General features: G+C 63.7%; 11 protein-coding genes. 5 read left to right on the top strand and 6 right to left on the bottom strand.

Features of this window, described 5'->3' with window-relative positions:
* Positions 1-53: 53 nt before the first annotated feature.
* Positions 54-1,034, bottom strand: a complete 981-nt coding sequence (locus tag KDB76_RS17890; RefSeq protein WP_038410028.1) for an IS5-like element ISPa16 family transposase — start codon at positions 1,032-1,034, stop codon at positions 54-56.
* 153 nt (positions 1,035-1,187) lie between these two features.
* Between KDB76_RS17890 and KDB76_RS17885 the strand changes: the two genes are divergently transcribed.
* Positions 1,188-2,066, top strand: coding sequence for a DMT family transporter (locus KDB76_RS17885; RefSeq protein ID WP_015270753.1), 879 nt, complete (start codon positions 1,188-1,190; stop codon positions 2,064-2,066).
* Between the two features lie 106 nt (positions 2,067-2,172).
* Here KDB76_RS17885 and KDB76_RS17880 read toward each other — a convergent pair whose 3' ends face one another.
* Positions 2,173-2,769 carry a hypothetical protein gene (locus KDB76_RS17880; protein ID WP_023660812.1) on the bottom strand — a complete coding sequence of 199 codons (597 nt, stop codon included), beginning with the start codon at positions 2,767-2,769 and terminating at the stop codon, positions 2,173-2,175.
* A gap of 99 nt (positions 2,770-2,868) precedes the next feature.
* Entirely contained in the window at positions 2,869-3,774 is a 906-nt protein-coding gene (locus KDB76_RS17875) for a LysR family transcriptional regulator (protein WP_013973059.1), read from the bottom strand.
* A gap of 362 nt (positions 3,775-4,136) precedes the next feature.
* Here KDB76_RS17875 and katG point away from each other — a divergent pair, with 362 nt between their 5' ends.
* Together katG and pssA are read left to right on the top strand one after the other, a co-directional pair.
* Positions 4,137-6,383: a catalase/peroxidase HPI gene (gene katG, locus KDB76_RS17870; RefSeq protein WP_038409788.1), complete on the top strand. Its 2,247-nt coding sequence runs from the start codon at positions 4,137-4,139 to the stop codon at positions 6,381-6,383.
* A 216-nt stretch (positions 6,384-6,599) separates the two neighbouring features.
* A complete protein-coding gene (gene pssA, locus KDB76_RS17865) occupies positions 6,600-7,928 on the top strand; it encodes a CDP-diacylglycerol--serine O-phosphatidyltransferase (RefSeq protein WP_024087315.1) in 1,329 nt (442 codons plus the stop codon).
* A gap of 336 nt (positions 7,929-8,264) precedes the next feature.
* Here pssA and KDB76_RS17860 read toward each other — a convergent pair whose 3' ends face one another.
* Both KDB76_RS17860 and KDB76_RS17855 read right to left on the bottom strand, forming a co-directional pair.
* Complete coding sequence (locus KDB76_RS17860; RefSeq protein ID WP_013973054.1) at positions 8,265-9,224, bottom strand: DMT family transporter; 960 nt, start codon at positions 9,222-9,224, stop codon at positions 8,265-8,267.
* Between the two features lie 259 nt (positions 9,225-9,483).
* Positions 9,484-9,831, bottom strand: coding sequence for a hypothetical protein (locus KDB76_RS17855; protein ID WP_024087314.1), 348 nt, complete (start codon positions 9,829-9,831; stop codon positions 9,484-9,486).
* Between KDB76_RS17855 and KDB76_RS17850 the strand changes: the two genes are divergently transcribed.
* Positions 9,830-9,973: a hypothetical protein gene (locus KDB76_RS17850; protein ID WP_024087313.1), complete on the top strand. Its 144-nt coding sequence runs from the start codon at positions 9,830-9,832 to the stop codon at positions 9,971-9,973. The two genes, KDB76_RS17855 and KDB76_RS17850, sit on opposite strands and share 2 nt — an antisense overlap.
* Before the next feature lie 166 nt (positions 9,974-10,139).
* Positions 10,140-11,285, top strand: coding sequence for a GGDEF domain-containing protein (locus KDB76_RS17845; RefSeq protein WP_038409787.1), 1,146 nt, complete (start codon positions 10,140-10,142; stop codon positions 11,283-11,285).
* Between the two features lie 411 nt (positions 11,286-11,696).
* On the opposite strand, the gene ppnN is transcribed toward KDB76_RS17845, so the two are convergent.
* Positions 11,697-13,070 carry a nucleotide 5'-monophosphate nucleosidase PpnN gene (gene ppnN, locus KDB76_RS17840; protein WP_003258655.1) on the bottom strand — a complete coding sequence of 458 codons (1,374 nt, stop codon included), beginning with the start codon at positions 13,068-13,070 and terminating at the stop codon, positions 11,697-11,699.
* Positions 13,071-13,084 lie beyond the last annotated feature (14 nt).

The following is a 13,084-nucleotide window of genomic DNA, read 5'->3' as shown; positions in this document are numbered from 1 at the left end:
TCAGTTCTCCGTTTTTGGCCGCCGCGAGCACCTCGCAGCAGCCATTTTCCGCATTACAGGTGCACCTGTCCTGCGGTAGTCAGCAAATGTCGGCGCGCCATCCATAGGTTCGACAGCGCGAACAGCGTCACCAGCTGAGCGGTGTTCTTGGCCAGGCCACGGAAGCGCACCTTCACGTAACCGAACTGGCGCTTGATCACTCGAAACGGGTGCTCGACCTTCGCTCGCACTTGTGCCTTGGCCTTCTCGATCTTGCGCTTGGCTTTGTACAGGGCGCTGCGTTTATCGAGCTTCTTGTAGGTGCTGCGGCGTGCTGCGACCTGCCAGATCACTTCGCGGCCCGCATGTTCGGGGCGCTTTTCGACGCCGGTGTAGCCGGCATCGGCGCAGACGACGTTCTCGTTACCGTGCAGCAGTTTGTCGACCTGGGTGATATCCGCCACGTTGGCTGCCGTGCCTACCACGCTGTGTACCAGCCCCGACTCATCATCCACGCCGATGTGCGCCTTCATGCCAAAGTAATACTGGTTCCCTTTCTTGCTCTGGTGCATTTCCGGGTCGCGCTTGCCGTCCTGGTTCTTGGTCGAGCTGGGTGCGTGGATCAGTGTGGCATCGACGATAGTGCCCTGGCGCAGCGACAGGCCGCGATCCCCCAGGTAGCCATTGATTACGCCGAGGATGCCGGCTGCCAGCTCATGTTTCTCCAGCAAACGACGGAAGTTGAGGATGGTGGTTTCGTCGGGAATGCGCTCCAGGCTCAGCCCGGCGAACTGACGCAGGATGGTCGTCTCGTAGAGCGCTTCTTCCATGGCCGGGTCGCTGTAGCCGAACCAGTTCTGCATCAGATGGATACGTAACATGGCCATCAGCGGATAGGCTGGACGACCACCTTCACCCTTTGGGTAGTGTGGCTCGATCAGGGCAATCAATCCCTTCCACGGCACCACCTGATCCATCTCGATCAGGAACAATTCCTTACGGGTCTGCTTGCGCTTGCCGGCGTACTCGGCGTCGGCGAAGGTCATCTGCTTCATGGAAAAACTCGGCTGGCGGGATCGGCGTATTTCACCAGATTCGGGAAGTCTTTTTCAGACCTTCCCTAAAATTCGAGCTGTTGCATCCGCCAGGCTATGCCTGCGCGGCCTTCCCTGGGCGCCGCATCCAGCCGCGCCGTCATCGAGAGTGCCATGAGTTCCAGCACACCGCTGTCCGGAGTCAACCAACCCCTGCGCGGCATCGCCCTGGTGGTGGTGGCGACGTTCCTGTTCGCCAGTCACGATGCCCTGTCCAAGTTCCTCGGCGGCCTGTACCCGATCATCATGGTGGTATGGGCGCGGTATGTGGTGCACACGCTGCTGATGGCCGGCATCTTCCTGCCCAAGGCCGGCCTCAACGTGCTGCGCACTCGCCGCCCTCTGTTGCAGACGTTACGCGCCCTGAGCCTGCTGAGTACCAGCCTGCTGTTCACCACAGGCCTGCAGTACCTGCCACTGGCCGAGGCCACGGCGGTCAACTTCCTTGCCCCGGTGCTGGTCACTGCGCTGTCGGCGCCACTGCTGAAGGAGCGGGTGACGGTGGGGCAGTGGGTGGCGGTGGTGATGGGCTTCATCGGCGTGCTGGTGGTGGTGCACCCGGGCGGGGCGATGTTCACCCCGGCCATCCTGTATCCGTTTGGTTCGGCGCTGGGCTTCTGCTTCTATCAGTTGCTGACGCGCATCCTGGCCGCGCATGACAGCCCGACCACCAGCAACTTCTATGCGGGGTTGTGCAACACGCTGGCGATGAGTGCGCTGGTGCCGTTCTTCTGGGAGATGCCGCGTTGGGACCATGCGCTGCTGATGCTGGCGCTGGGGGGCTTTGGCATGACAGCGCACCTGCTGCTGACCCAGGCCTTCCGCCATGCGGCACCTGCGTTGCTGGCGCCATTCAGCTATTGCCAGATCGTGTTCGCCGGGTTGCTTGGGTTGGTTGTCTACAGCCAGGTGCCGGACACCCTGAGCCTGGTGGGCATCTCGGTGATCTGCCTCAGCGGGCTGGGGGCGGCGTGGATGCAGCGGGGTAAGTGACAACCTGTAGTGGCCTCTTCGCGGGTAAACCCGCTCCCACAGGTACAGCGCAGTCCGCGGACAGGGCGCTGTACCTGTGGGAGCGGGTTCACCCGCGAAGGGGCCCTCAAACGCGACCCTTCAACAACGCCTGCAATGAGTCGTCAAAGTCGCGCAAGGCATCCGCCTGCACCGCCCGCTCATCCTCGACCACCCTCGCCACATCGCCCAGGCTTTTGCGGGCCCGCCCCTCAGCGCGGCCGATATAGGTCAGCTGGTCATCGAAAAAGCGCGCTACTACCCGGCTTTCGATCTCCGCACTGGCCAAACGGCTTTCGGTGTCCAGCAGCACGATCACGTCCGGGTGGTCGCCCAGCAGTGTGTCCAGGTCGTCATAGAAAGTCACTTCGGCAAACTGCTGCGCCAGTGACCGCGCCAGCCAGTCATACGCCTGGCTTTCGCTGCCCAGGGTCGCAACAGGGGCACGCTGGCCCTGGGCCGGTGCGCCTGCCTGGGTGCGATGGCTGCTGAGGTATTCGAGGGTTGCTTCGGCATCACGCCCCAGCAGTACCGCCACCCGTTGGCCAGGGGCCAGGGCGACACTGGAAATGGCCGTGGCCGAATAGAAGTGCCCGTAAGGCTGCGTGTCGGTAGCTGCCGGGCTGGCACAACCGCCAAGGGCGGCCAGCAAGGCGAGCAGGGCAGCGATCATGCCGGTTTTCATGGGAGGCCTCATCAATCGGTGAATGCTGCCATCTTCCGCCCGGGCTGGCCGCAGCGGAACTTGATGGCATTCATGGTGGCTATCGATGAGGTCGATGCATCACTGCGTGGCCATGAACTGCAGGATGCGCTCGCGCAGCCAGCGCTCGGCCGGGTCATTGTCCTGGGCACCGCTCCAGACCATCGACAGTTCGGCCTCGGTGATGTCGAACGGCGCCGGGTCGGCGCGCAGGCTGCCGTCGTCGGCCAGAGCGCAGGCGGCATAGTCCGGCACCGTGGCGATCAGCTCGGTGTTGCGCAGCAGGGCGCGCAGGCTGCCGAACTGCGGCACCGCCAGCACCACCTTGCGGCAGCGGCCGATGCGTGCCAGGTCAAGGTCGATATTGCCGCTCATGTCACCGGAGAACGACACCATCACATGCGGGCGGGCGCAGTATTCGTCGAGGGTCAGCGGGCCCGGGCGATCATCGGCGCGCAGCACCCGCACGCCGATGTTGCGCAGCTTGCGGCGCTTGGCGGTGGCCGGCAGGTCCGTGGTGTAGCTTACGCCCACCGAAATTTCGCCGCTGGCCAGCAGCCCCGGCATCAGCAGGAAGTTGGCCCGGCGCACCACCACACTGATATTCGGGGCCTCTTCGCGCAGCGCCTGCAGCAGGGCCGGGAACAGGCCGAATTCGGCATCGTCCGACAGGCCCAGGCGGAACACGTTGCAGCTGTTGACCGGGTCGAACTCGCGGGCGCGGCTGATGGCGGCGGAAATCACATCCATGGCCGGCCCCAGCTCGGCGAAGATCTGCATGGCCCGTGGCGTGGGCTCCATGGCCCGGCCGTTGCGGATCAGCAGCGGGTCGTCGAACAGCTCACGCAGGCGGGCGAGGGCGGCGCTGACGGTGGACTGGGTGATGAACAGCTTTTCGCCGACCCGGGTCAGGTTGCGTTCGATCATCAGGGCTTCGAACAGTACCAGCAGGTTCATGTCGACGCGGCGCAGGTCGTTGCGATTCATGAGGGTACGGGTTCCGGGTTGGAAGGGTTGGCGTTGTATTGGAGCATGCGGGCAGCTTGGTTGCCTTGTATGGATGTGCCGGCCTGTTCGCGGGCACGAACCTGACAGAGCCAAGCTATCGCCCCTCAATAGGCACTCTATTAGAACTCTGCCCAAGCTCGGCTAGTCTTTCCCCTGGCCCCGCGAATTCTGCCAGCGGGCGGCATGTCAGCACCTGTGTGCAAGACCACGCCAACCCCGTCATGACAGCTTCGCAAGCCCCGTGTAGACCTGATGAGGGGTAGCACGAGCCCACGCGCTCGGCTGAAAGAACACCTGGCATAGACCGGAAATCTGGATAACCGACCCAAAGGTACCCGCAGATGTCGAACGAATCGAAATGCCCGTTCCATCAAACCGCAGGTGGCGGCACCACCAACCGTGACTGGTGGCCTGACCAGCTCAACCTGAGAATTCTTCATCAACATTCCTCCAAATCCGACCCGATGGACCCGGATTTCGATTATGCCAAGGCGTTCAAGAGCCTCGACTTCCAGGCGCTGAAGAAAGACCTGACCGCCTTGATGACCGACTCCCAGGACTGGTGGCCCGCCGACTTCGGCCACTACGGCCCGCTGTTCATTCGCATGGCCTGGCACAGCGCCGGTACCTACCGTATTGGCGATGGCCGGGGTGGTGCAGGCTCTGGCCAGCAGCGCTTCGCCCCGCTCAACAGTTGGCCGGACAACGTCAGCCTGGACAAGGCCCGGCGGCTACTGTGGCCGATCAAGCAGAAGTACGGCAACAAGATTTCCTGGGCCGACCTGATCGTGCTCACCGGCAACGTCGCCCTCGAATCCATGGGTTTCAAGACCTTCGGCTTCTCCGGCGGGCGTGCCGATGTGTGGGAGCCGGACGAAGATGTGTACTGGGGCTCGGAAAAGGTCTGGCTGGGCGGTGACACCCGCTACGGCAAGGCCCAGCCGCCCGGCAAGGGCGACCTGGTGGCGGAACCGGCCAAGCGCCCCGAAGAGCAGGGCCGTACCCTGGAGGTCGAGCGCAACCTGGAAAACCCGCTGGCCGCCGTGCAGATGGGCTTGATCTACGTGAACCCGGAAGGCCCGGAGGGCAACCCCGACCCGGTAGCCTCGGGCAAGGACATCCGTGACACCTTCGGCCGCATGGCCATGAACGACGAAGAAACCGTGGCGCTGATCGCCGGTGGCCACGCCTTTGGCAAGACCCACGGTGCCGGCCCTGCCGACAACGTCGGCCCCGAGCCGGAAGCAGCAGGCCTGGAGCTGCAGGGGTTGGGCTGGGCCAACAAGTTCGGCAGCGGCAAGGGTGGCGATACCATCACCAGCGGCCTGGAAGTGACCTGGACTTCCACCCCCACCCGATGGAGCAACGAATACCTCAACAACCTGTTCAACTTCGACTGGGAACTGACCAAGAGCCCGGCTGGTGCCCACCAGTGGCGGCCGAAGGAGGGCAAGGGGGCAGGCACCGTGCCGGATGCCCATGACCCGGCCAAGCGCCACGCGCCTTCCATGCTCACCTCCGACCTGGCGCTGCGTTTCGACCCGATCTACGAGCCGATCGCCCGCCGCTTCAAGGATAACCCTGACCAGCTGGCGGACGCCTTCGCCCGCGCCTGGTACAAGCTGATCCACCGCGACATGGGCCCATTGGCGCGCTATCTGGGCCCGGAAATGCCCAACGAAGAGCTGCTGTGGCAAGACCCGCTGCCAAAAGTGGATCACCCGCTGGTAGGCGAGCAGGACATTGCCGCGCTCAAGGCCAAGGTGCTGGCGGCGGGCCTGAGCGTTGGCGAGTTGGTGGCCACTGCCTGGGCAGCGGCGTCGACCTTCCGCGGTTCGGACAAGCGTGGCGGGGCCAATGGTGGCCGCCTGCGCCTGGCGCCGCAGAAGGATTGGGCGGCGAACCAGGGCACAGGCAAGGTGCTGGCGGCGCTGGAGAAAATCCAGGCCGAGTTCAATGCCGGTGGCAAGAAAATCTCCCTGGCCGACCTGATCGTTCTGGCCGGTGGCGCCGCAGTGGAAAAGGCTGCCAAGGACGCCGGGCACAACGTCAGCGTGGCGTTCCGCCCTGGGCGTGTCGATGCCTCCCAGGCGCAGACCGACGTCGAGTCGTTCGCCGTGCTGGAACCGCTGGCTGATGGCTTCCGCAACTTCACCAAGGCCCGCTACAGCGTCAAGGCCGAGAAACTGCTGCTGGACAAGGCCCAATTGCTGACCCTGACCGCGCCGGAACTGACCGTGCTGATCGGCGGCCTGCGCGTGCTCGGCGCCAACCATGGCGGCAGCCAACAGGGCGTGTTCACCGACAAGGTCGGTACCCTGAGCAACGACTTCTTCCGCAACTTGCTGGACATGGGCGTTGAGTGGAAGCCGACCTCGGCGGATAACGAAACCTTCGAAGGGCGTGATCGCAAGACCGGCCAGGTGAAGTGGACCGGTAGTCGGGTTGACCTGGTGTTCGGCTCCCATGCCCAGTTGCGGGCGTTGAGCGAGGTGTATGGCAGCGATGATGGTGGTGACAAGTTCGTGCGGGATTTCGTGGCCGCCTGGGAGAAGGTGATGGAGCTGGATCGTTTTGACCTGAAATAGCTTCGTCAGAAATGGGGGCGCTTTGCGCCCCTATCGCGACACAAGGCCGCTCCCAAAGGTTCGGCGCCGCATGTGGATTCGGCGCTGGCTTGTAGGAGCGGCCTTGTGTCGTGACAGGGCTGCAAAGCAGCCCCATGCTATCCGGGGGCTGGACCATTTCAAACTTCCTGTGCAAGCTGATGGACGACAGTGATTGCACACAGAAGGTGATCGTTCTTGAACCCCGAATCCATGCTGGCGGCATTGCCAGGCTACGCCATGTCGGCCGAGTCGATCCAGGTGCTGCCCGATGCCAAGGCCTACCGCGCCTGCCTGCTCGAGCGCATCCGCGCCGCAACCCGGCGTATCGTCATCGTTGCGCTGTACCTGCAGGAAGATGAGGCTGGCCAGGAAGTGCTGGATGCCTTGTACCAGGCCAAGGCCGCGCGGCCCGGGCTGGAAATCACCATCGTGGTCGACTGGTTCCGTGCTCGCCGCGGTCTATTGGGCGCCGGGCGCCAGCCGGGTAACGCCGCCTGGTACCAGGCCCAGCGCCAGCACCATGGGCTGGATATCGTCATCCATGGCGTACCTGTGCAGACCCGCGAGCTGTTTGGCGTGTTGCACCTGAAGGGCAGCATCATCGACGACTGCGTGATCTACACCGGCGCCAGCCTTAACAACGTGTACCTGCACCGTTTCGACCGTTACCGCCTGGACCGCTACCACCTGTTCCAGTCACCAGCGCTGGCCGACGCCATGGTCGGGTTGGTGCGTCGCCTGCTGCACCACACCGCCACACCGCGCCTCGACCTGCCGGCGCCACCCTCCACCCGCAGCCTGCGCGGCGACATCCGGCGCTTGCGCGCGCGGCTGCGACGCATGGCCTATGAGGCACCGGCCAGCGGGGCGGGGCAGGGCCTGCGGGTTATCCCGCTGTTGGGCGTGGGCCGTGGCAACCCGCTGAACCGTGCAGTGTGCGCCTTGCTGGCGGCGGCACGCACGCAGGTCATCATCAGCACGCCGTATTTCAACCCACCCCGGGTGCTGATGCGCGAACTCGACCATGCCCTGGCGCGTGGCGTGCGGGTGGAACTGATCGTTGGTGATCGCACGGCCAACGACTTCTATATCGCCCCCGGCGAGCCGTTCAGCGCCAGCGGCGCGTTGCCCTACCTGTACGAAGACAACCTGCGCGCCTTCACTCGACGTCGCCACGCTGCGATTGCCAGCGGCCAGCTGCAGGTGCGGATCTGGAACGACCCCGGGCATACCTTTCATGCCAAGGGCGTGTGGGTCGACCAACGCTATTCGTTGCTGACCGGTAACAACCTGAATCCGCGCGGCTTCAATCTGGACCTGGAGAACGGCCTGCTGATCGATGACCCGCAAGGGCAATGGCTGGGGCCTCGGGAAGCAGAGCTGGCCGAGCTGCGCCGGCATGCGCCGAAGATCGGCTCGGCAGAGGAGTTGGGGGCCAAGGCCGAGCACCCCAAGGATGTGCGCAGGTTCCTGCGGCGGCTGCGCTACAGCCGGCTGGAGCCGCTCATCAAGCGGGTGCTCTGAGGGAGTTCAAGCGTTTTTGTGGGAGCGGCCTTGTGTCGCGAAAGGGCCGCAAAGCGGCCCCAGACGTTGGTGTCACTACCAAAATTGCCGGGGCTGCTCTGCAGCCCTTTCGCGACGCAAGGCCGCTCTCATAGAACTGCACATAACTTATTGAATTAGCAGGGACCCTGTGGGAGCGGCTTTAGCCGCGAACACCGGCGCAGCCGGTGCCATGCACCGCGTTGGATTCTTCGCGGCTAAAGCCGCTCCCACAGGGTACGAGGATCGCTTGCGAATTCAGTTATCTGTGCGACAGCGCAGCCCAAAGGGCTGGGCAATCTCCCACAGTGACCGCAGTCAGGCTGCTGCACCTCTGGCCTCAGCCACCTTTGTTTCCTGTTTGCCCCGCGGCTTGAGCCGCGACACCGCAAACAGCACTACCGCCAACCCGACGACCTGATACAGCGAAATCTCCTCGCTCAGGATCGCCCACGATGCCATCACCGTCAGCACCGGCCCCAGGTTGCCCACCGCGGCAGTATGGGTCGGCCCCAGGCGCTGTATCGCCAGCGCCACCCAGTAGATCGGCAACACCGTGGAAAACACCGCCATCAACCCGGCATTGGCCCACACTGCGCCTGGCAACTGCCACAACTGCCCGATCGGCGCCACCACCAGGTAATGCGCCAGCACCATCAGCGACGACGCAGTACCGCACAACCCGGCCAGGCGCATCGAGCCCATGCGCTTGAGCATCATTCCGGTGCCGGAGTAATACAGCGCGTAGGTCACCGCACTGGCGAACACCCACAGCGAGCCCAGCACTACCTGCTGGCCAGCCCCGGCCACACTGACGTCGTGGACAAAGGCAATGCCCAGCCCCAGGTAGCACAGGCCCATGGCCGACAAGGTGCGCAGGCTTGGCCGCTCACGCAGGGCGATGGCCTGGAACACCAGCACCAGGGTCGGGTAGGTGAACAGGATCAGCCGCTCCAGCCCGGCGCTGATGTACTGCAGGCCATAGAAGTCGAACAGGCTGGCCAGGTAGTAGCCCAGCAGCCCGAGCAACGCGACACGCAGCCCATCGCCCAGGTTGAGCGGTGCGCTGCCCTGACCACGGCTGGCCCATACCAGCCAGGCGAACATCGGCAGCGACAGCCCCATGCGCAATGCCAGCAGGCTGATGGCGTCCACCGCCCCTGCGGCATAGGCGAGCTTGACGAAGATGGCCTTGAAGCTGAAACCCAGGGCCGCCAGTACGGCGTACAGCGCGCCACTTTGCAGTTGGCGCTGGATCAGGCTGCGTAACGCGTTCATGGGGTACCCGCGGCAGAAGAAAGACAGGGTTATTCTGAACTGAAGGCAGCCCTACTAGCAGCGCTTTATCGAGGAATTGGCGATGAACCTGGCCATGCTGCCCGAACAGCCGCCGTGCGCGCCGAGCAGGAGCTGCCGGTGCGTCGGGTGGCCCTGTTGGAAAGCTGGGCCACCCTGGAGCTACGTTTGTGTTTCCGCGACTGGGAGCGCCTGAGCTCACATGGGCGGCAACTGGTAAGCTTTTTGTCCGGGCAACGGCTTACTGCGCAGGGGCCAGGCGAATACCACTCACCTGCACCTGGTCACCGGGCTTGAAGCGGGCATTGGGCGAGCGATAGCGCTGGGTACTGCCGTCGTCATGGCGTACCACGTAGGCTGCATCGCTGTGCCCGCTGCCTTGTTGCACGGCGGCGCCGCCAAATGCACCCAGGGCTGCACCGGCGATGGCGCCGAACGGGCCACCGAGCGCGGCGCCGACCATCAGGCCGGTGACGCCCCCGGCGCCATAGCCCACCGTGTTGTCGGGGCTTTCCGAGAGCACCTCGTCGGCGCAGGCGGGCAGGGCGATGGACAGGGACATTGCCAGAGGGAGGAGGATATTTTTCATGATGGTTATTTCCGCAAGGCAGGTAGTGGCGAAAGAGAATGGTTCAGCTTTCGTGCCAGCAGGGCAGCCCCTGCAGATGGGCGTGTTGCGCTGGTTCGTTGTCATAACGACAGCGGTTTTTGTGGTGCAAATGACACGCTGATGTCAATATGACATTTCACCCGCATGGGTATTGGCCAGGGCTGGGCTATCATTTGCAGGCTGGTGGTGCAAGGCTCCTCTGAAAAGTCATCACGAGCGCATACAATCGGGCCTTTTCCTCGTTAACCAGATAGGCCAATCCGTTTATGGCGCTTGATCCACCCACGATGCTGACTATCTCGATCGCCCTGGCTGCCGCGGCTGCGTTGTACCTGGCGATCGAGTGGCGCAGCGTTCGCGAGCCGTCGCTGCTGTTCTGGAGCGCAGGCTTTGCCACCATCACGATTGGTTCCACCCTGGCCTTGCTGCGCGGTATTGGTTTGTTGCTGATCGGCATCTGGTTCGCCAACGGCTTGCTGGTGGTGGCGCACTGGTTCTTCCTGATGGGCGTGTTGCGCTTCACCCAGGTGCGGCTGTCGCGTATCTGGTTATTGGTGGTGCTGGTGTGGTTCGCCTTGCTGCTGTTGCCTGTGGGGCCGCAGTGGTCGAAGGTGATGCTGATGGTCAACTCGTTGCTGGTGGCGCTGTTGACGCTCAAGGCCAGCTGGCTGTTGCGGCCGCATGGCAAGTCGCTGAGTGTCGGCGCGGTGCAGTTGCGCTATGTGTTGCTGGTTCATGGGTTGTTCTATGTGGCCAAGGCGATCATTGCGATTACACCGGGTACGCTGATTGACCTGGCCACCTTCGGTGGGTTGATCATTCAGGTTTCGTTGGTCGAAGGTGCGATGGCGATCATGCTGATTGCCTTGTCGATGACCGGCACCGTGCGCTACCGCCGAGAGGAGCGGATTGCCCGTCTGGCGGCCCGTGACCCGTTGACGGCGCTGTACAACCGGCGCGCACTGGAGGTTCGGGCGGGGCCTTTCTTCAAGGCAGTGGATTCAACGCAGCCCGGGGCCTTGCTACTGATCGACATCGACAACTTCAAGCTGGTGAACGACCTGCACGGGCATGTTGCAGGGGACCGCTTGCTGATTGCCCTGAGCGAGATGATTCGCACGGTGCTGCCCGAGCGCTCGCTGGCGGCGCGGCTGGGCGGTGATGAGTTCGTCATTCTGCTGTGTGGTGCGAGCAGCGAACGGGTCATGGAGCTGGGTGGACTGCTGCGCGAGCAGTTTCAGCAGTATGCAAGCAAGACGGTGCCTACGCCGCAGCCGGTCACCTTGAGCATCGGCGCCAACCTGTTCGACCAACCGCCGACGAGCCTGGCAGCCTTGATCGAGCAAGGGGATGTCGCCTTGTACCAGTCCAAGCGCGGTGGGCGCGACAGCATCCGCTTCGTCGAACGGCCGATGGCCGACCTCAGCCAGTAGCAGTTTTGCCTTTGCTTCTGCCTTTGCCTTTGCTTTTTGCTTTTGCTTCTAAGCGCGATAGTTCAGGCGCCGCCGATTGCGACTTCAGGAGGCCGAGCGAAGGGACTGCGGAGGGAGGTGACGGGCATGGATGCCCGTCAAGCGCTGAGGCCCCATGGATGGGGCCTGCAGCGCGTACTCCCGGGAGCAGGCCCGTAGCGAGGGGACCCCGGAGCGAAGCGTAGGGGCCGGATGATGGGAGCCGACGGTTTTGGGTTCCTTTTTGCCACGACAAAAAGGGACCCGCCGTAAGGGCGGAAAGGTGATTAAGCGCCACCATCGCGAATGAATGTCTACTAGATGTAAAGGCCCACATCCAAAAAGCCAAATAGCTGCAGGCCCCGGCCATGGGGCCTAAGCAAGAATGGCGAATCAGGTCACCACCTGGTAGCACGGTACATACGCCGCGCCGCCCGGCAGCTTCATCCGGTGCTGGTCGACGAACGCCTGCAACAGCCGTCCCAGTGGGTCCAGCACGGCGCTGTCGCCACGGATCTGATACGGCCCGTGTTCCTCGATCAGGCGGATGCCCTTGTCCTTCACGTTGCCGGCGACGATGCCGGAAAACGCCCGGCGCAAGTTGGCAGCCAGTTCGTGGGCCGGCAGCTCGCGGCGCAGGTCGAGGTCGGCCATGGCCTGGTGGGTCGGGTCGAACGGGCGCTGGAAGCTCTCCTCGATCTTCAGCAGCCAGTTGAAGTGGAAGGCATCGTTGCGCTCGCGGCGGAACTGCTTGACCGCCTTGAGCCCTTCGACCATGTGCCGGGCAACTTCCGCCGGGTCATCGATGATGATCTTGTACAAGCGATGCGCCGCTTCACCCAGGGTGGCGCCGACGAACGCGTGCAACTGTTGCAGGTACGGCTCGGCGCTGCGCGGCCCGGTGAGTACCACCGGGAACGGCAGCTCCTGGTTGTCCGGGTGCATGAGGATGCCCAGCAGGTAGAGGAACTCCTCGGCCGTGCCGGCACCGCCCGGGAAGATGATGATGCCGTGGCCGACACGGACAAAGGCTTCCAGGCGCTTCTCGATGTCCGGCAGGATCACCAGTTCGTTGACGATCGGGTTGGGCGCTTCGGCGGCGATGATGCCGGGCTCGGTCAGGCCCAGGTAGCGGCTGCCGTGCATGCGTTGCTTGGCGTGGGCAATGGTGGCGCCCTTCATCGGGCCCTTCATCACACCCGGGCCGCAGCCAGTGCACACGTCCAGCTTGCGCAGGCCCAGCTCGTGGCCGACCTTCTTGGTGTACTGGTACTCCTCGCTGCTGATCGAATGGCCACCCCAGCACACCACCATCTTCGGCTCCACGCCCGGCCGCAGGGTGCGAGCGTTGCGCAGCAGGTGGAACACGTAATCAGTGATGCCCTGGGAGCTTTCCAGGTCGATGCGCTGGCTGGCCAGCTCGCTTTCGGTGTAGACGATGTCGCGCAGGGCGCTGAACAGCATTTCACGGGTGCTGGCTATCATTTCGCCATCGACGAAAGCGTCGGCCGGGGCATTCAGCAGCTCCAGGCGCACGCCGCGGTCCTGTTGATGAATACGCACCTCGAAGTCCTGATAGGCCTCGAGGATGGTCTTGGCATTGTCGACATGGGCGCCGGTGTTGAGGATGGCCAGGGCGCACTGGCGGAACAGGGTGTAAAGGCTACCGGTACCGACTTCACTCAGTTGCTGCACTTCACGTTGTGACAGCGTCTCCAGGCTGCCTTTGGGGCTGACGGATGCATTGATGACATGGCGTTGAGGCATCTAAGTCTTTCCTG

The organism is Pseudomonas sp. JS425, from assembly GCF_018223845.1.
GTDB lineage: Bacteria > Pseudomonadota > Gammaproteobacteria > Pseudomonadales > Pseudomonadaceae > Aquipseudomonas > Aquipseudomonas asiatica.
This window is presented reverse-complemented; position numbering and strand designations above follow the sequence as displayed.